Consider the following 17315-nt stretch of genomic DNA (forward strand, 5'->3'; position numbering starts at 1 on the left):
CTCTTTTGTAAATCAATACTACCGATAGGGGGAGGCTTCACGGCTGGCGGGGGTGCCATAAGAAACGGTAGGTGTGCAAGAATATCTGTACGCTTTAGTTTGTTGCGCGATATTGTGTGCTCTGATGAATCCATATATCTCCTCTGTTTACTCAATCAAAGCACATATGCTTCAGCTGGGTATATACTTCAAAATAGGCTCAAGTGACCAGACATCATTGTTTAATGCTGTGAACGCATGAGTTTTGCTAAATTTTTGCAATCGCTAAAGCCGTTGAATTACGGCGTATCTACAAATCAAAAATATCTACCTTACTTACAAGCTTAATAAAGCTCATGTAGGAAGGAGCGTTGGGGATATGAGAATGAGAGGAGCAGATATGATGAAAGCAGCAAAGAGAAATACCTATCTCTATGGGAGCAAAGATGGCGCCTAACTTCAGAGCTTTTAATACTCTGTTTAGGCGCACCCGCTGTTTAATCCGAGGTGCACTAAAACCAGTGATTCAGCTGGTTGTTTTCTCATTGTGTGCCGTTAGCTTTTATTCAAAAAGTGAAGTCATTAATATCTACACCGAACATTTTCCTCCTTACAATTTCCAGCATGACGGAGAGATGGCTGGCGTGTCGCTGCAGGTCATACGTGAAGTCATGGACTCGACAGGCTTCGATTACCAAATCATATTTAACCCTTGGATCCGAACCATGACGGAAGCCCGCAGAGATCCAAATGGCTTAATATTTTCAATCTCCAGACGAGCGTCGAGAGAGAACCAATTTTTGTGGGTTTCTAAACTGGTGCCGGCTACTCAGTCAGTGTTCGCGTTAAGTGAAAGGGACGACATCGTTTTAGAAACAATCCATGACATTTCTAAGTACCGAGTGACCACCGAAATTGATGATTCCAGAGAAGTTTTGCTTAAAGAGCAAGGTATCGATATCGATCAATTCATCAGACTCTCAGGGCCAAATGCTCGATTCATACAATATGAGCTACTCAAAAAAGGCAGAGCGGAACTTTGGCCTATTCCCGATGCGGTAGCGTTCTATATCGTTAAAGAGCTTGGCGAGCCGGCTTCTAGCATTGTGAAAAAGCTAGAACTCGATGGTGACGGCGATTATTACTTAGCGGCTAACCTCAACTTTCCTGAAGATAAGTTAGCAGTCATAAAAAGGTTATTGGACACTTATAAACAAACGGAACGATACGGAACTCTATTGGCCGAATGGGGGCTTGCTCAAAACGATCACTAAATTCAACGCTATTTGTAACCATGGACTAAAGGTGCTGCGTTCCTATGTAAAGCGGTGAGCTATCGTGCTTAAAGCATTGGAATTGCAGCTAAGAAGTCAAGGCATGGTTTGAGGCACATTACTGTTGATATCAGCCGTTATCGCTTTCTGTGGTAGCATGTTCCAAATATGCTGAACATAGTCTTCAAGGTAAATAAATGCAGCTACAAACCTTAGGGAAAGGACGTTTCGAAGCTGAATGGAATCAAGACAAACAGCTCATCGAACAAGCGATTCGTGAGTGCATTAGTTCGCGTCGTATCTTCGATGAAAACGAAAAGCTTCTGACTCAGGGTGAGCACGTTGAGAATCTTTATCTTGTTGAAGCCGGAAGGGTTTCCATGGGAGTCACTGCCCGGAATGGTAAAACATTCTTACTTGGAACGCTTGAGTGCGAACTGCAAGTATTTGGTGAGATGGAGTTTTTTACAGGCTATCGTTGTCAAATGGATATTGTTCCGGTCGAGCCTGTTGAAGTGGCGATCATCGATTCACAAAAATTGCAGCGTTGTTTGTTAGAGCAGCCGCGTCTCTCGCTTTATTTCGCTAGTGCTATCGCGATTGATTATCAAGATACGGTGGAAATCCTTTCTAGGCGCCTGCTTTATCCGATTACCGTTAACGTGGCGTACGACATTTACCATCAATACCTCAATGATCTTCCCGTCGATGGTTTTCAAAAGAACTATCTGGAAGCGGAACGGTTTGCTACGTCTGATCGCGTGTATCGACGCGCAGTAAAAGATCTGGAAGAAAAAGGGTTTATTGCCAAAGAAAAACAAGGGCTTCGGATTCTGGATTTAGAAGGTTTGCGAAGGTTTGTAGAAGAGTAGTATTAAAGCTCATTTGGAAAAAGGTCTGCATAATGCAGACCTTTTTTCGTTTAGTCAGCAGGTTAAGCCGCTTGAGTTTGATTTGCGTTTGTTGGCTTGTATTTCATAGAAAAAACTAACATTGCAAGGACGACGGCGTAAATCACAGGAATCGCGTACATCACGGTTTGCAAACCCACAATGCTTTCCATTACAGAGCTGATTGCAGGGCTAAACATCGCACCTGCGCTGCCGCTGATAAGAATGTAAGACACGTTTTTACTGCTCGCATTGCGTACAAAAGATACACCGTAAGCGATAAACGCGTTGTACAGCGCGGCACACGCAAATCCGTAACCGTAGGTCAGATAAGACAGCGACTCTAATTTATCTGTCGTTACGATAATGCTGGTCACTATCATCGCCAATGAAATGATCGTAAGTAGGAAGTATTGAATCTTCATACGAGACACAATCACCGTTGAAATGAGTGCGCCAATCAGAGCTGCTGACCAGTACTGAGTAATGATGTTGCCTGCTTGCTCAAATGGGATATCAAACTTTTCTTTCACGAACATTGGCGCCCAAGTTAGGAAAGTATAGAGAGCTAGCATACCAAGGAATAGGCCCACACCACCGCTGATGATACCGAAGTTCCACTCTGATTTTGCTTCTTCCTCTGAGCCACTCTCGCCACTGCATTGGTTAAAGTTAGTCAGTAGTGCGACAAACATGGTAGCTAATGCCACAACGCCAACGCTCAGGTAGCTGATGCTCCAGTTCATTGAGTTAGTCAGTACATAAGTGGTGATCATCGGGAACACAACACCTGCGATGTTGAATGTCGCATCTTGTACTACCAACATGGTGCTTTGGATTTTGTCTTTCCACAGTGAAACAACGATGGTACCAGCGATACAAAGGCCCACACCGCCACAAAAACCAATCACCGTCATGCATAGCATTACGATAAATAAAGAAGGTGCAAGATACAGGCTTAAAGCAGACAAAGCGATGGCGCCGTAACACAGCACGGTCATGCGCTTAATGCCTACTTTTTCAATTAGGAAGAATGCCGCAATGGTACCGGCAAGTGCACCACCGTTTAATAGCGAGAAAATAGACGCTACTTCATTAACATTCGCACTGAAAGCATTAGCAATTGGCTCAACTAGCATACCGAATTGGGTCGCGAAGCCAGCCATAATGAAATTGGCAAGAAAGCTTATAGCAGTGAGTATCATTTTATTGTTCATTGATGACTCCAAGAGCTTGTAGGGTAGATGTTATTAGAATAATGAAGAGCCGAGTCTATCGGCTCTTTATGTAGAGTTAAGCTTTAATTGCTGTTTCTAAGGCTATCTCTATCATATTGTTGAATGAAAGCTGACGCTCTTCTGCCGTGGTTTCTTCGCCCGTTATGCAGTGGTCAGAGACAGTTAGTATTGCCAAAGATTCAATACCAAATTGGTGAGCTAAACCATACAGGCCCGCTACTTCCATATCGACACCTAGTACGCCAAAACGCTCTAGGGCAGGGATCATGTCTTCATCTGGATCATAGTAAAGATCACCCGTAAAAACGTTACCCACTTTGACATCAATGTTTTTCTCTTTCGCCGACATATACGCGTTATGTAGTAACTCAAAGCTTGCAGATGTTGCCATGTGGTAGCCACTGCTGCGTTTCGCGTTAGTTGGTGAATCGGTACCAGCAGCTTGAGCTAAAATTACATCTCTCATGTGGACGTCTTTTTGCGTTGCGCCAACACTACCAATGCGAATAATACGTTTCACGCCAAAATCATTAATCAGCTCGTGTCCGTAAAGCACCATAGATGGGATGCCCATGCCGTGGCCCATTACCGAGATTCGCTGCCCTTTGTAGTAACCGGTATAGCCAAGCATGTTACGGATATCGGTAACTAACTTAGCGTCCTCAAGATAGGTTTCAGCGATGTATTTTGCACGTAGCGGGTCGCCCGGCATAATGACAGTAGAAGCAAAATCTTCTGCAGAGCCTGCAATGTGAGCAGTCATAATGGTTTCCTCATTCGTTCTGATGGCGTAATGATAAAGAGGAAGATAAAGAAAGTTTCAGGACAAAAGTCCGGTTTAAAAAACTGGTATCACAAATTTGAATAGCTACCGTGAACACAATACTTGCCCTGATGATATCGAGCTGAGTGTGTAGGGTTTGCAATAGTGAATAGGTGAGGGGGATCGCTCGATGATGTTGGCAAGTGCTCGATTATGTCTGCCTTACGGAAAAATGAGAGTTACGATTAAATCTTAAACAATTGTTGTATTCCAGGTTTAGTCAGACTTCATACACAAAGTAGGTGAAGAAAATCAGGAACATGAAGAAGTTTGGGCGAAGTGTGGTGTTTTGAGTGTTGAAGAGATTTTGATGATTCGCTTAAGACCTCATTTTACGAGGCCTTTATTTAGCGATAGCACCCATGATTTAGCGATAGAGCCTATCATTTAGCGATAGAACACGTCTGGTAATGGGCGAAGCGTTGTCAGCGTTACTAGGATTTATAGGGTTTCTTCGTCTCGTAGAGTTAACACTTCAAAACCATGTTCGGTTACCAGAACGGTATGTTCGGATTGCGCAGATAGCTTTTTGTCTTTTGTAACTACAGTCCAACCATCTTTTTTGGTTTTAACTTTGGCTACGCCTTGATTGACCATAGGCTCAATTGTGAATGTCATGCCGGCTTTTAATGTAAGCCCTTGGTTTGGCTTACCGTAATGGAGCACCTGAGGCTCTTCATGCATTTCTCGACCAATGCCATGCCCACAATATTCTTTTACGATAGTGTAGCCATGAGATTCCGCGTAGCGTTGAATGGCACTGCCAATGTCGCCAAGTTTCGCACCAGGTTTTACTTGTTTAATACCTTTCCACATTGCTTCATAGGTGGTTTTTACAAGCTTTTTAGCGATCGGTGACGCTTCCGGCATGACGTACATTTTACTGGAGTCGGCGATATAACCATTTTTCTCTAAGGTAATATCTAGATTAATAATGTCTTTTGGTTTTAGTAATTGAGTTGTTTTTGGAACCCCATGACACACCACGTCATTGATCGATGAATTTAAAACGAATTCATAATCATATTGGCCCTTACTGGCTGGGCGCGCCTTGAGCTCTTCCACAATGTAGGTTTCAACAAAATCGTTGATTTCCATTGTAGATACACCTGGCTTAACAAATTTGTCTAGAGCTTTAAATACTTGCGCAAGTAATCTCCCAGACTCCCTCATTAATTCGATTTCTTCATTCGATTTGATGTGCACAGAATTAATCAACGGCGACTCCTTCGTTGTTTTTGACATTGTCGGCAGATACCGATGCCGAAGACATAAGTTCAGCGACTAACTGGTTGAAGGTAAGGTGGGGGTTTAACTCCGACATCATACCTATCTTGATCCAAAACTCGGCTTGAGAGTTGATAGACCTGTTCATCGCGCCACTAGCCTTTCTTAACTCTTCATGTAAATCATCTGAAATTTTAACGATACCCATAAAATACACTTTATATATAAAACGTATATAAAGTGTATTTAAAGTGCTGGGGTAAGATCAAGCATTTTATGTCGAGAACGAATGTGAGCAGCTACCACGCCATGTGTCGATATCATGGTGAGCGAGTTTAAGTTTACAGCTCGCTTCACCTTTGTCTGTTGGCTTGAGTTGTTGAGCTAGTGGTTGCGAGAACAGCAAAGGTGATTGCTTTGGCACTTAATCGAGCTTAGGGAGCCGTGTTTTCTTACCATGATATAACCCCCGCTAATTCTGATGTGCTTAGATATAGGGGCTGGTTATTTTCGGTGGCGCGCTAGCGAAAAAATGGACGTAAAGTTGGCTTCAATTCTTCTCGCTCTGATGAATCGATAACAGCGTAAGTGGTAGAATATTGCTGTCCTAAACCGATGTAGATTGAGCTGAGAAATAACATGAGTGAATTCGAAAAGATGCTTGCAGGCGAATGCTTTGATGGAGGCGATACGAGTATTATCCAAGTCCGCCAGAATGCTTCAAATTTATTGCAGGTCATTAACCAAAACACAGATGATTCTCAACGCTGTGAACTACTGAAGCAGCTAATGGGCGAGATATCTGATTCAAGTATCGTTCGCTCGCCATTCTATTGTGAGTTCGGTAAAACCATTTCGATTGGCGACAATACGTTTATCAATATGAATGTGACGATGCTAGATGGCGCTAAAATTTGCATCGGCAATAACGTGTTGATTGGCCCGAACACGCAGCTCTACTGCGCAAGTCATGATTTGAATTATCTTAAACGCCGTAATTGGGAAACAATTTGTGGGCCGATAACCATTGAAGATGATGTCTGGATTGGTGGCAATGTTGTGATTAACCAAGGTGTCACTGTTGGAACCCGCTCGGTTATTGCTGCTAATTCAGTCGTGAATACAGATGTGCCGCCAGATTCATTGTATGGCGGTACACCCGCCAAGTTAATCAGGGTGATTCATGAAAATGAGTTGGAGAAAGGGCAGGAGACTGAGTCATAAAATCCGGTAGTCCGTAGTGCTGTTTACGGCAGTGATAGCGCTATGTAAGGCTCACATTTACGTGATGTGGTAAATCACTGCAGAATAGCTTCGCTATTCTGTCATTGATGCAATACGTTACGAGCGTGTTTGATGAGCCATTACGATAGGTTTAGTTCCATATCGATTCGATGCATCCCTGGTCCCCATCCATTTTCGATCTTACAAATTTCAATTGCTCCGTATTTCGCGAAAAATGGGGCAGATAAATGACTCGCTGCAATTTTTATTTGTTCTATGTTCAAGCGTTCAGCAGTATTAATTGCTCGGGTCATGAACTTGCTACCAACTCCCATGCCTTGAACGTTTTGGTCAATTAGAATCCAATTTAAATCTCGAAACCTTTGAGCACTTCCGCATAGGCCAAAAGCCCCAACTATATCCCCATTTCCGATACAGACCTCATATCCAACAGGATTGCCGTCCAGAAAGTCTTCGTAGTCCTTTCTTTCATTTTCAGCAAAGTATAAAGGGCAATTGTTGTCAAAAATGCGAAGGCAGGATTCTTTGTCGCTTGGTGAATAGGCTCTGAAACGAATAGAGTTCGGCATTGTTTTTCCCTACAAATTTTAGCGGTTGTTAAAGATGACTCGATACTAACAAATCTATTCTCGTTTCCTGCTTAACATATGTTAACCCTTACTAAAGTTCGTAAAGAAGGTAATTCCCACTCTCTCGTTTACATTATCTCATGCTGAATTTCGTCTACTTGTTAGCTTGGTTAGATAGTAATTGTTATGTTATAACATCTCATAAATGAGTTGCCATCGAATACTGTAACCGTCAAACCTCCTATTCGTGGGTTTGAGAATCGGTGGTAAGAAGCAAGGTTTCCGTTATTAGCAAGGAGAGTAGATATGAGTGAAGTGTTAACTGAATCGTTGGAAGTAAATGTTGATAAAGAGATTGATTTAGATCGATCGATTAGTTCCGGTAGTGAGCCGACAGCTCTTGCGGATATATATGAAAACAATGTCAATATCGCTATCTGGCACCGGACTTTTAGCGAAGCACTCACGAATGAAATAAGCCAGTTTATTGCCTTGAATCCGACTTTCAGTAAGTCAGTGACGGTTACACCGGAAACGACATACCAAAAATTGGAGTACTCTACCGATGGAACGGCGTCGAAAGCATTATTAGAGAGCATGGCGGAGCTTGTTGACATGTTTTGCTGTCTCTTCGACCTTGAGGAGGTCGGATTACGGTTAGCGGTATTAGAAGATGGAATGTGTCCTCGTTTTCATTGCGACCAAGTCCCTTGCCGTTTAGTCACGACTTACCAGGGGGGGGCAACACAGTGGCTACCTAATTATGCGGTCGATCGTTCTAAACTAGGGCATGGAAGTAATGGGCAACCAGACTCAACTTCTGGCTTGTATAGTCATGAGAGTGACGTGCAGCAGCTCGCCGCTGGTGATGTTGCATTGCTTAAAGGCGGCCGCTGGGATGGAAATGAGAATAGGGCGCTTGTCCATCGTTCACCTGTCACTTCAAACAATGAACCACGGCTGTTACTGACATTAGATTTTGCCTAAAAACTTTCTTTCTAAACTTACTCTGATACGGGAAAACAGCAGAAAATACTTAGCCGTGATTAGGGCCGGGTTTTGGCCTGCGACGGCTTTGCTGCTTTTGCTACTTACTTAGTGATTGATAAGCAATTAATACAATAATCTAAGTTGAGCAGTAATGACTCATTGTTGAGAATAATATTAAACCAAGTGACTGATTTGATTGAAAATGGTGGCCGATATCTAAATTACTGCAAAAATAGTCATTTAGACTATTATCTCAATAGTGAGACTGTATTTGGTTTTATGTTCTGTTTACTGCCTAATTGTTAGTGGTTCTTTAGATAAACGAGCAGTTTATACTCATAGTTATCTATCTGATTATTAAGATTTTTGTACTTGGTTAAATAAAAAAGTTGGCGAAAATCAGAAGCTTGGCATACACTTTCTGTGTTAGAGCCGATATGTTGTTGAATTGGCTAGGCGAAATGCTTTGGCGCTACTGTTTTGGTAGCAATAATAAACTAGCTTTGAGGAAAGTTTTATGGCGCTCACAAAGGCCGATTTGGCTGAGAACCTGTTTGAAAAGCTCGGATACAGCAAACGGGATGCCAAGGAAACGGTTGAAGTGTTTTTTGAAGAAGTTCGTAAAGCACTCGAAAACGGTGAACAGGTTAAACTGTCTGGTTTCGGTAACTTTGATCTTCGTGAGAAAAACGAAAGACCAGGCCGCAACCCGAAAACCGGTGAAGACATTCCAATTACTGCACGTCGTGTAGTGACCTTTAGGCCAGGGCAAAAATTGAAAGCCCGTGTCGAGAATATTAAAGTCGACAAATAAGCCAAGCAATAGACCACGCTAAGCGTGGTCTTTTCATTTTTGGCTTGCATGCAATACTGCTAGCGGTATTGTTATCTCTATCTCTATCTCTATCTCTATCTCTATCTCTATCTCTATCTCTATCTCTATCTCTATCTCTATCTCTATCTCTATCTCTATCTCTATCTCTATCTCTATCTCTATCTCCCAAAACTAACAACTTCCATCTTTCGTTCAGATTTTCTTAACGGCAGTTAATTCTAATTGAATTTTATTTATCCAATTAATTTGCTGTAATTCGCGCAATTAATAATCGAACTAACTGGTTTGTTGTTCCAGAACTAAGGAGAAGCTGTGCGGAAAACTGCGCTAGTTTTGGCATTACTATTGATACCAACACTCGGCTATACAGCCGAATACGAGCAAATTGCCAACATGTGTGTTGCTTGTCATGGCAGTACTAACGACACCGCGTTCCCTTCTATTCCCAACTTGAAGTGGCAGAACAAAGTCTACTTAACGGAGCAGCTCTCAGATTTCAAAAGCGGAAAGCGTACTGATAAAACGATGTCAAAAGTCGCTCAGTTACTTTCGGAAGATGATATAGAAAAACTCGCCAGCTACTTTTACAAATTGAATCATAAGGGGTCATCTCAATGAGCTTAGATAGAAGACAATTTCTTAAGGCTGCCTTATCGGCTACCGCAGTGTCGGCGTTACCTGTTTCTTGGGTGTTTGCAGCAAACCGCCCTGAAGGGCTGACCGCCTTAGATATCAATGCGCTGACTTGGGCCAAAGCAGAAGATCTTCCAGACTACTACACGGTTTTAAATACGAACCCGCTTAACGCGTATCCGCCGGAAAGTATGTTGGCTCCAGCGGTCACTCCTGCTGATGTCCCGTTTGTTCGTTGGAATGGCTTAATGCCTGATTTTACTAAAATGGACCCTGATAGCTGGGTGTTTGAGGTTAAAGGGGAATCCGTTAAGCAAAGTAAGTCTTATACCATCGCAGAGTTAAAATCGAAGTTTAAACACCATACCCAAAGCTTAGTGCTGGAGTGTGGTGGTAACAGCCGTAACAACTTTTATCCAAGTACTAAAGGGAATCAGTGGAACAATGCTGGTGTGTACTGCTCTGAATGGACAGGGGTTTTACTTAGCGATGTTCTAAAAGATTGCGGGATTAAAGATGATGCAGTCTACGTTGGTAACCACGGCTTTGATAAGCATTTAAGTGGTAAAGGTGAAGCGATTTCACGCGGTGTACCAATTGAAGCCGCGATGACAGATAACGCCTTAATTGCGTGGGAAATGAATGGCGAACCCATTCCATACTTACATGGTTATCCGCTGCGCACTGTTTTTGGTGGCAGACCAGCCTCTGTCTCACAGAAGTGTACGACTGGGATCAGTGTTCGTAACAAAATTCACGATGGCCACAAAATGGCGGCTCCGGCGTACCAAGTACCAATCCACCCGATAGCACCCGGCGAGAAGGTGGATAATAAAGATTTTAGAATCATTGAAGAAATGATCGTTAAATCACTCATCACTTCTCCAAAAAGTGGTACTGAATTTACGCTTGGCAAAAAAGTGATAGTGAGCGGCCACGCTTGGGCGGGGCTAAGAAGTGTCGAAAAGCTTCAAGTGAGTTATGACTACGGGACCACTTGGCATGATGCAAACCTAAAAAAACCAGTTAACCAAGGCGCATGGCAACAGTGGGAAGTTGAATTAGCGCTTCCAATGACAGGCTACTACGAGATCTGGGCGAAAGCGACAGACAGTGAAGGGGATAGCCAACCTGTCGTTCAGCCGCAATGGAACCCTAAAGGGTACTTGTTTAATGGCTGTCATCGTATTGCAATCCGAGTGTCGTGAGGGGCTAGATGTCAGGTAAAACCCTAATTAGCCAATTATATTTGGCGCAAGGCAAGCGTATTAAGCCAAGGCTTACCACTTTATACACTAAGCACACTCGCTCTATTCAACATTTAACAACTTGCAGCATTTTAAGGGCGGTGTTGGTAGTTAGCTTACTTATTTCCACAATGGCTCATGCTGATGAGGTGCCAAGTAACCCGAAAGAATATTATGGCGTCGACAAAGCGTCGGGTTTGATTATGGCTCCGGGTTGGGAGTTAGTGAAAGGCCAGTGTAATGCTTGTCACACTAGCTTGATTGTCGCCCAGAACAGTGGCAACCGAGAGCAATGGCGAGAAACCATTCAATGGATGGTTGATACCCAAGGCCTGTGGGATCTTAACGATACGTGGGATCCAGTACTGAATTATTTGAGTACTTATTATCAAGATAAAGGCATTGATATGAATAAGTATCGCCGTAAGCCGATCGATAGTGCGTTAATGCCGCCGATGCCCGGAGGTGACTCATGATGATCAAGCCGGTAATGAAGATTTGCGGGTTCGGTATGATTGCTGCGGTAGTTTTGTCATTGTCGGCTTGCTCTGATGAAGTGTCTCCTTCTGAAGAACGGAAAATAGCCTTAGCAGCCCCGACATTGAGCGTGGATGGTACGCAAGACGGACAGCTGAGAGAAGAAGAGTACATGCCAAGCTTGGCTGGTGGAGAACGTTTGGTAAACAATTTATGTAGCCAGTGCCATGGCGATAAAGTCATTCCGTTTGTGCAGTCGTATCCGAATATCAAAGGGCAAAAGGCGAGTTATATTCTCAAGCAGCTACGTGATTTTAAAAGTGATCAGAGACAAGATCTGTACATGCAGTCGGTAGTAAAGCCGCTAACTGATCAAGATTTACAAGATGCCGCGGCGTATTACAGTACATTAACGCCGCTAGACTTATATCAACGTAATAAAGAGTACTACCACCCATAGCCACAGCTACAAAAAGTATGGCTTGCTCTAAAGGTATTGGTGATAGAGAAGATGTAAAAAAGGCTGCGACTGCAGCCTTTTTTGTGTTTGTTGATTGGCAATTACGCCGCTTTAATATGGGTTGTGATGTAGGGTTGCCATGCATCCTGATATAGCTCTAGAGATTGTCTGCGTAAGCTAGTGATTTGAGCAGATTCAATATCATTTAACTCGCGGTTTTCTGCAATCGCATGTCGCTCAATGCCTTGGATGATTTCATACAGTTCATGCTCTGGGCCGCTTTTCACATCTGCAATTGCTCTCAAGTGAAGTTGTACTTCCGCAACTACGTTGGTTTTGGGTAATCGAACCAACAAGTTTAGGTCACGATAGCCAGATGCTGCTGGTGTCTTGAACTTATTTTTCACCTTAACCACGTCTGCTTCGCGGCTAATCGCTTCGTATACTTCTACCAAGCTTTCAACATCTTCAGCGATGATGGTTGCGCGCGCTAAGTCGGTAATACGAGTAACGTCACCATCTAGCTCTAAGTTGATTTTTTCCTGTGCTCGTTTTTCAGATTTCACTCCGGCGAATAAAGCATTGGATTGGGTAAGTAGGGCAGTACTTTTACAGATAGTTTCTAGCTCAGCCTGAGCTTGGTGAGCTTTGCTGTAAAGGATATCGAAGTCGCTGTAAGGTTGTTGAGGTTCTGAATCGAAAGCTTTAATACCGTAAAGGCCGCTTAAGCTATGTTTGAAGACTTTTGATGAAACTTGATTTTGAGCAGGGCTTCGAGATTGCTCTGTTGAACTCGTTGATACAGTGGCTGCAAACGCAGGCGCACGGCTTAATACCAATAGCATTAAGGCTGTTGTACGAAGAAAAAGACTCATTCACACTCCCTTTATACAAGGTTACTAAAAGATGAACTTAAAGGTGGTAACCAAATAATTTAACTAGAGTAAAATGTCCTGCTTAATAAGATATTGGGTCTGATTTAGCAGAAAACAACCATAGCTTTTTGCCTTTGAGTAAAACGTGAACCGTTAGACACTTTAAGCACTATGGCCGCAGACAAATTGTATAGCTTTGTTACTTACATGGTTTTGTCTGCTTTTACGATCATGTACCCTTGCATTATGACTAGTTAAGATGAATTAGAGATGAACGATCCTGAATTTTGGCACAATAAATGGGCTGCTAACCAAATTGGGTTTCATTTAGAAGATGTAAACCCACTACTTACAACCTACTGGAAACATACTAAGCCAACTTATGAGAGCAAAGTTTTTGTTCCTCTGTGTGGTAAAAGTGAAGATTTAGTCTGGTTGGCTTCCAAACACGAAGATGTGCAAGGTGTCGAGCTGAGTAAGATTGCGGTTCGCTCGTTTTTTGCTGAGCACTTTTACACGCCATTAGTGACGCCTGTGAGTGGCCAACACGAATTGTATCAGTTCGATGAGCTGAGCATTTATGCGGGAGACTATTTCACTGCGCCAATTCAAGCGGTAGACATTATTTACGACAGAGCTTCTCTTGTCGCGCTACCAAGTGATATGCGCTTATCTTATGTAGAAAGACTCAAGTCACTGCTAAAGCCTGGCGGACGGATTCTTCTGGTGACGTTGGATTACATTCAAGAAGAGATGTCTGGTCCTCCTTTCAGTATTCCGCCAAGTGAGGTTCACCAGCTATTTGAAGGTTATAAAATTACCCTGTTGAATCGAGACGATGCTGGCGATGATCACCCTAAGATCACGAAGAAAGGACTATCGCGCTTTGCTGAAGAAGTGTATTTGATAGAACAGATGTAGAGTCGTCTATGACGTATTTGTGCTCAAGGTGATGTATTTAGCCAAGTACGGCGAGAACGAAAAAGGCAGCGAGTGCTGCCTTTTGTGTATCTAGCGATCAGTTGCGTCAAATGATTAGTAAATCACTTTTATCTTGCTCGCACTTTCAATCGCGTCTTCAATCGCCGTTTCAACGGTGTCACGGCGAGTTAACGCGACACCTAATCGGCGGCGGCCGTCAATATCCGGTTTACCGAATAAGCGGACCTGTGTTTGAGGCGAACTTAGCGCTTCACCAAGGCCTTCAAATCGGATGTTAGTCGATGTACCTTGGCCAAGTACCACTGCAGATGCACAAGCGCCATATTGTGTGATTGACTGAATTGGCATGCCCGTGAATGCTCGAACATGCAGCGCAAACTCAGAGTTATCTTGAGACACAAGTGTGACTAAACCCGTATCGTGAGGGCGAGGGGAAACCTCATTGAAGATCACTTTATCGCCTTTGATGAATAGTTCTACGCCAAAAATGCCGTAACCACCAAGCGCATTTACAACTTGGCCTGCTGCGTGCTGTGCTGCTTTTAATGCATCATCAGACATCACTTGAGGCTGCCAAGACTCACGGTAGTCACCATCTTCCTGACGGTGTCCAATTGGAGCGCAGAAGTGAACGCCATCAACAGCGCGGACGGTCAGAAGAGTGATTTCATAATCGAAATCGATAAAGCCTTCAACGATAACTCGCCCAGCGCCAGTGCGGCCACCTTCTTGTGCGTAGCCCCATGCTTGTTGAATGGCTTCAGGAGTTTTGATAACGCTTTGCCCTTTACCTGATGAGCTCATAACTGGCTTAACCACACAAGGCAGACCGACAAATTCAACCGCAGCAGCAAAGTCTTCATAGGTATCAGCGAAGCGGTATGGAGAGGTGTTTAATCCAAGCTCTTCTGCGGCTAAGCGGCGAATACCTTCTCGATTCATGGTCAGCTTAGTCGCCTTTGCCGTTGGTACCACATTTAAGCCTTTGGCTTCTAATTCAACAAGTTTGTCTGTCGCAATTGCTTCAATTTCTGGTACCACATAGTCTGGCTTTTCAAGCTCAATAATCGCTTGTAATGCATCACCATCTAGCATATCTAATACGTGACTACGATGAGCGACTTGCATGGCAGGAGCGTCTGCGTAGCGGTCACAGGCAATGACTTCTAATCCAAGGCGCTGACATTCAATAGCGACTTCTTTACCTAGTTCACCAGAGCCGAGAAGTAGAACGCGTGTAGCATTTTCACGAGTAGCGGTACCAAACATAAGAATTCCTTTAGAGGGTTTGAACAGTAAACGCAGCGGATCATACCGCTTTTTAGTACTAAAGCAAACGTTTGCGTAGGGCGGCTAGGTAATATTAGATACAAAAAAGAGCAGTGATAAATAACTATCGCTGCTCTTTAAATCTATGTTAATTCGATGTTTTTAGATTGCTAAGTAAGACACTGGAATGTCTGGGTTGATAGCTTCAAGTGTCGATTGTGTATCTGCAAGGTGGCTAATCGAACCTTCAGACATTTCCACTAGTGCTGCACTTTCGATTTCCGAGAAATCATGGCCAGATAGCTTAAGTTGAATTAACGCTACTTGTAGCGGAGGTAGGCTTGGGTTAAATGCTGCATTTTCAGCATAAGAGCCAATGAAGCTTCTACCGTTGGAAAGTTGTAGCGCAACACCGCTTAGGTTTTTAGTGTAAGGCGCATGGCTGATGTTCAAACCAGAAAGCGCTTTAATTACCAGTGGGTTGTTGTCATCAGAGTGATATTGGTGATCCAATTTTGACATCAAGCCAATATCAATTCCAAGGTCAGCAGGGCCAAAAGACTCTGGTAGGTATTCTTGTAGCGTTTTTTCAGCTCGCTCTGGTAACTGAACTTTCAGCTCTTTAGCTGTAGTCAACTCGTTCATGAACTGACGGCAGTGACCACAAGGGCTGAAGTTGATCGTAATATCAGAAATGCCTTCTTCGCCTTTCATCCATGCGTGGCTAATAGCGGATTGCTCTGCGTGAACGGTTTGACCGAGTTGAGCACCAGATACCTCTAGGTTTGCACCAAAGTATAGGCGGCCACTTAAACCTCGAACGATGGCACCCACATAAAAGTTAGAAATTGGCGCATATGAGTAGGCCGCAGCAAAAGGTAGGAGTGCTACACGAAGTTCATTGTCAGATAAACCACTTTCATTCAGTAACTGTTCAAATTGCTCTGGGGAAAGAGTGGCGTCAAAGTCTTCATCAAGAATGATCTTGCGAAGAGATGCTTGGATCGTTTGCGGTGCACTTTCTAGCGCTTGCTCAATATGGCTGTTCATTTCGAATCCTTGTTTAACCTTGGAATTCAATTCTAGGCACTCACACAAACATTACTGAGACTTTGATCACGCAAATGAATTGTTTGTTTCATTCCATTTCATAATTAGAGTGAGCTCACACATGCAATCGATTTCAACTTCGAATTCGGTTATAAGGCTCGCAAATATTTTGGGGGAATCAAAGATTCTCTGGGTCAATAGAGGCTAAACGCCCATTAGTTGGTATACCCAAACTACGGCTGCGAACACGCTCGGTGCGATTATTGAGGTGATTACACCGCAAAGCACAAGCGCTAATGAGCTAAATGCTGCGTCCTGTGGTTTCTTTTCAGCGCTAGTCGCTGTGCCTAGTGCATGAGACACGGTACCCATTGCGAGGCCGCGTGCAATTGGGCTCTTTATCCCGATCAAATTATAGATAGGGTAGGCGCATATCGCTCCAAATAGACCCACAATTAGGACCAAGATGGCAGCGATGGCCGCTTCTCCCCCAAGGTGGCTAGAGATTTCCATTGCGATTGGAGTCGTAACAGACTTGCCTAGCAGACTAGCGATTAGGCTTAGCTCAGCCTTGAATAGCACGGCGATAATCGAGGCAGTAAGCATCGACATAACGCTGCCTAACGAGCAGGCTAGGGTGATGATTTTCCAGTTGGCTCGGATCTGAGGTAGCTGTTCATACAACGGGTAGGCAAGCGCGACTACTGCTGGTTGCAACAAGAAGCTGATCCATTGGTTGTCTGCGTAATAGGTTTCGAACGGTACCTTTAAGTACGTTAACACTGGAATCAGGATAGCGATGCTGATCAATAACGGGTTAAACAGTGGGGAGTTGATTTTTTGGCTAACCCAGCGCGCAAATAAGAAAACGACTATTGTGACGAGTAACCACATTATGACTCCCCTTTAGTAGAGTGTTCTTTTGAAAGGCGGCGATCAAGGAACCAAGATAGAGACACAAGCACGATCAATGAACCACCGACGGCACTTGCCATAATTGGTAACGCATTTTCTATGAGCATATCAGCGTGTTCCATCAAACCTACACTGATAGGAACAAACAGTAAGATCATGTATCGAATGATTAGATTGGCGCTGGGTTTTACCCACTCGACCGGGATGACGCGTAGGCAAAGCAAGCCAAATAAAATGAGCATGCCGAAAATACTGCCTGGAATTGAAGTTCCTAACAGATGTTGAATGCCATTACCGATCCAGAGGGCTGCCAAAATGAGCCCAAAAGAGACCAAGTAACGTAACGCTGTCATTAAAGATTGTTTCAAGTATACCTA

General features: G+C 43.6%; 20 protein-coding genes. 10 read left to right on the top strand and 10 right to left on the bottom strand.

All coding sequences use genetic code 11. The features are described 5' to 3' along the window. Positions 1-425 precede the first annotated feature (425 nt). Positions 426-1253, top strand: a complete 828-nt coding sequence (locus ELZ11_RS04280) for a substrate-binding periplasmic protein (RefSeq protein WP_167494620.1) — start codon at positions 426-428, stop codon at positions 1251-1253. 197 nt (positions 1254-1450) lie between these two features. After that, complete coding sequence (locus ELZ11_RS04285; RefSeq protein ID WP_137356124.1) at positions 1451-2125, top strand: Crp/Fnr family transcriptional regulator; 675 nt, start codon at positions 1451-1453, stop codon at positions 2123-2125. 62 nt (positions 2126-2187) lie between these two features. Here ELZ11_RS04285 and tsgA read toward each other — a convergent pair whose 3' ends face one another. The 4 genes from tsgA to ELZ11_RS04305 all read right to left on the bottom strand — a co-directional run bounded on the left by tsgA (position 2188) and on the right by ELZ11_RS04305 (position 5639). Further along, positions 2188-3360: an MFS transporter TsgA gene (gene tsgA / locus ELZ11_RS04290; RefSeq protein ID WP_137356125.1), complete on the bottom strand. Its 1173-nt coding sequence runs from the start codon at positions 3358-3360 to the stop codon at positions 2188-2190. A gap of 76 nt (positions 3361-3436) precedes the next feature. After that, complete coding sequence (gene deoD, locus ELZ11_RS04295; RefSeq protein WP_137356126.1) at positions 3437-4144, bottom strand: purine-nucleoside phosphorylase; 708 nt, start codon at positions 4142-4144, stop codon at positions 3437-3439. A gap of 501 nt (positions 4145-4645) precedes the next feature. Beyond that, the gene (map, locus tag ELZ11_RS04300) at positions 4646-5449 is read right to left on the bottom strand and encodes a type I methionyl aminopeptidase (protein ID WP_208746676.1); all 804 of its coding nucleotides are present in this window, start codon (positions 5447-5449) and stop codon (positions 4646-4648) included. Then, entirely contained in the window at positions 5415-5639 is a 225-nt protein-coding gene (locus ELZ11_RS04305) for a ParD-like family protein (RefSeq protein ID WP_137356127.1), read from the bottom strand. Before ELZ11_RS04305 ends, map begins: the two co-directional genes overlap by 35 nt. A gap of 431 nt (positions 5640-6070) precedes the next feature. Between ELZ11_RS04305 and ELZ11_RS04310 the strand changes: the two genes are divergently transcribed. Next, a complete protein-coding gene (locus ELZ11_RS04310) occupies positions 6071-6655 on the top strand; it encodes a sugar O-acetyltransferase (protein ID WP_137356128.1) in 585 nt (194 codons plus the stop codon). Between the two features lie 140 nt (positions 6656-6795). On the opposite strand, the gene ELZ11_RS04315 is transcribed toward ELZ11_RS04310, so the two are convergent. Beyond that, a complete protein-coding gene (locus ELZ11_RS04315) occupies positions 6796-7245 on the bottom strand; it encodes a GNAT family N-acetyltransferase (RefSeq protein WP_137356129.1) in 450 nt (149 codons plus the stop codon). A gap of 306 nt (positions 7246-7551) precedes the next feature. On the opposite strand from ELZ11_RS04315, the gene ELZ11_RS04320 reads away from it, so the two are divergent. The 6 genes from ELZ11_RS04320 to ELZ11_RS04350 all read left to right on the top strand — a co-directional run bounded on the left by ELZ11_RS04320 (position 7552) and on the right by ELZ11_RS04350 (position 11887). Then, the gene (locus ELZ11_RS04320; protein ID WP_137356130.1) at positions 7552-8232 is read left to right on the top strand and encodes a DUF1826 domain-containing protein; all 681 of its coding nucleotides are present in this window, start codon (positions 7552-7554) and stop codon (positions 8230-8232) included. Between the two features lie 520 nt (positions 8233-8752). Next, the gene (ihfA, locus tag ELZ11_RS04325; RefSeq protein WP_137356131.1) at positions 8753-9049 is read left to right on the top strand and encodes an integration host factor subunit alpha; all 297 of its coding nucleotides are present in this window, start codon (positions 8753-8755) and stop codon (positions 9047-9049) included. A gap of 333 nt (positions 9050-9382) precedes the next feature. Further along, entirely contained in the window at positions 9383-9688 is a 306-nt protein-coding gene (locus ELZ11_RS04335) for a c-type cytochrome (RefSeq protein WP_208746678.1), read from the top strand. Continuing rightward, positions 9685-10911, top strand: a complete 1227-nt coding sequence (locus ELZ11_RS04340) for a molybdopterin-dependent oxidoreductase (RefSeq protein WP_137356133.1) — start codon at positions 9685-9687, stop codon at positions 10909-10911. The genes ELZ11_RS04335 and ELZ11_RS04340 overlap by 4 nt, the downstream gene beginning before the upstream one ends. A gap of 170 nt (positions 10912-11081) precedes the next feature. Next, the gene (locus ELZ11_RS04345) at positions 11082-11426 is read left to right on the top strand and encodes a cytochrome C (protein WP_137356260.1); all 345 of its coding nucleotides are present in this window, start codon (positions 11082-11084) and stop codon (positions 11424-11426) included. Continuing rightward, positions 11423-11887: a c-type cytochrome gene (locus tag ELZ11_RS04350; protein WP_374939797.1), complete on the top strand. Its 465-nt coding sequence runs from the start codon at positions 11423-11425 to the stop codon at positions 11885-11887. Before ELZ11_RS04345 ends, ELZ11_RS04350 begins: the two co-directional genes overlap by 4 nt. 101 nt (positions 11888-11988) lie before the next feature. Here ELZ11_RS04350 and ELZ11_RS04355 read toward each other — a convergent pair whose 3' ends face one another. Then, complete coding sequence (locus ELZ11_RS04355; protein ID WP_137356134.1) at positions 11989-12762, bottom strand: RelA/SpoT domain-containing protein; 774 nt, start codon at positions 12760-12762, stop codon at positions 11989-11991. Between the two features lie 270 nt (positions 12763-13032). Here ELZ11_RS04355 and ELZ11_RS04360 point away from each other — a divergent pair, with 270 nt between their 5' ends. Next, entirely contained in the window at positions 13033-13683 is a 651-nt protein-coding gene (locus ELZ11_RS04360) for a thiopurine S-methyltransferase (protein WP_137356135.1), read from the top strand. A 114-nt stretch (positions 13684-13797) separates the two neighbouring features. Here the strand turns inward: ELZ11_RS04360 and purT are convergent, their stop codons facing one another. The 4 genes from purT to ELZ11_RS04380 all read right to left on the bottom strand — a co-directional run bounded on the left by purT (position 13798) and on the right by ELZ11_RS04380 (position 17291). Further along, entirely contained in the window at positions 13798-14973 is a 1176-nt protein-coding gene (gene purT, locus ELZ11_RS04365; protein ID WP_137356136.1) for a formate-dependent phosphoribosylglycinamide formyltransferase, read from the bottom strand. Between the two features lie 162 nt (positions 14974-15135). After that, positions 15136-16023 carry a cytidine deaminase gene (gene cdd / locus ELZ11_RS04370; protein ID WP_137356137.1) on the bottom strand — a complete coding sequence of 296 codons (888 nt, stop codon included), beginning with the start codon at positions 16021-16023 and terminating at the stop codon, positions 15136-15138. A 204-nt stretch (positions 16024-16227) separates the two neighbouring features. Then, positions 16228-16917 carry an LrgB family protein gene (locus ELZ11_RS04375; protein WP_137356138.1) on the bottom strand — a complete coding sequence of 230 codons (690 nt, stop codon included), beginning with the start codon at positions 16915-16917 and terminating at the stop codon, positions 16228-16230. Further along, on the bottom strand, positions 16917-17291 hold the full coding sequence (locus ELZ11_RS04380; RefSeq protein ID WP_208746688.1) for a CidA/LrgA family protein: 375 nt from the start codon (positions 17289-17291) through the stop codon (positions 16917-16919). Before ELZ11_RS04380 ends, ELZ11_RS04375 begins: the two co-directional genes overlap by 1 nt. Between the last annotated feature and the right edge of the window lie 24 nt (positions 17292-17315).

Origin of the sequence: Vibrio profundi (assembly GCF_005281835.1) — a bacterium.
GTDB classification, from domain to species: domain Bacteria; phylum Pseudomonadota; class Gammaproteobacteria; order Enterobacterales; family Vibrionaceae; genus Vibrio; species Vibrio profundi.

Coding starts and splice junctions, on each gene's coding strand:
- cdd (WP_137356137.1), bottom strand. CDS start 16,023: ATGAACAGCCATATTGAGCAAGCGCTAGAAAGTGCACCGCAAACGATC.
- ELZ11_RS04375 (WP_137356138.1), bottom strand. CDS start 16,917: ATGTGGTTACTCGTCACAATAGTCGTTTTCTTATTTGCGCGCTGGGTT.
- ELZ11_RS04345 (WP_137356260.1), top strand. CDS start 11,082: ATGGCTCATGCTGATGAGGTGCCAAGTAACCCGAAAGAATATTATGGC.
- ELZ11_RS04305 (WP_137356127.1), bottom strand. CDS start 5,639: ATGGGTATCGTTAAAATTTCAGATGATTTACATGAAGAGTTAAGAAAG.
- ELZ11_RS04285 (WP_137356124.1), top strand. CDS start 1,451: ATGCAGCTACAAACCTTAGGGAAAGGACGTTTCGAAGCTGAATGGAAT.
- ELZ11_RS04380 (WP_208746688.1), bottom strand. CDS start 17,291: ATGACAGCGTTACGTTACTTGGTCTCTTTTGGGCTCATTTTGGCAGCC.
- ELZ11_RS04360 (WP_137356135.1), top strand. CDS start 13,033: ATGAACGATCCTGAATTTTGGCACAATAAATGGGCTGCTAACCAAATT.
- map (WP_208746676.1), bottom strand. CDS start 5,449: ATGTCAAAAACAACGAAGGAGTCGCCGTTGATTAATTCTGTGCACATC.
- ELZ11_RS04350 (WP_374939797.1), top strand. CDS start 11,423: ATGATGATCAAGCCGGTAATGAAGATTTGCGGGTTCGGTATGATTGCT.
- ELZ11_RS04320 (WP_137356130.1), top strand. CDS start 7,552: ATGAGTGAAGTGTTAACTGAATCGTTGGAAGTAAATGTTGATAAAGAG.
- deoD (WP_137356126.1), bottom strand. CDS start 4,144: ATGACTGCTCACATTGCAGGCTCTGCAGAAGATTTTGCTTCTACTGTC.
- ELZ11_RS04340 (WP_137356133.1), top strand. CDS start 9,685: ATGAGCTTAGATAGAAGACAATTTCTTAAGGCTGCCTTATCGGCTACC.
- ELZ11_RS04280 (WP_167494620.1), top strand. CDS start 426: ATGGCGCCTAACTTCAGAGCTTTTAATACTCTGTTTAGGCGCACCCGC.
- ELZ11_RS04310 (WP_137356128.1), top strand. CDS start 6,071: ATGAGTGAATTCGAAAAGATGCTTGCAGGCGAATGCTTTGATGGAGGC.
- ELZ11_RS04315 (WP_137356129.1), bottom strand. CDS start 7,245: ATGCCGAACTCTATTCGTTTCAGAGCCTATTCACCAAGCGACAAAGAA.
- purT (WP_137356136.1), bottom strand. CDS start 14,973: ATGTTTGGTACCGCTACTCGTGAAAATGCTACACGCGTTCTACTTCTC.
- ELZ11_RS04355 (WP_137356134.1), bottom strand. CDS start 12,762: ATGAGTCTTTTTCTTCGTACAACAGCCTTAATGCTATTGGTATTAAGC.
- ihfA (WP_137356131.1), top strand. CDS start 8,753: ATGGCGCTCACAAAGGCCGATTTGGCTGAGAACCTGTTTGAAAAGCTC.
- tsgA (WP_137356125.1), bottom strand. CDS start 3,360: ATGAACAATAAAATGATACTCACTGCTATAAGCTTTCTTGCCAATTTC.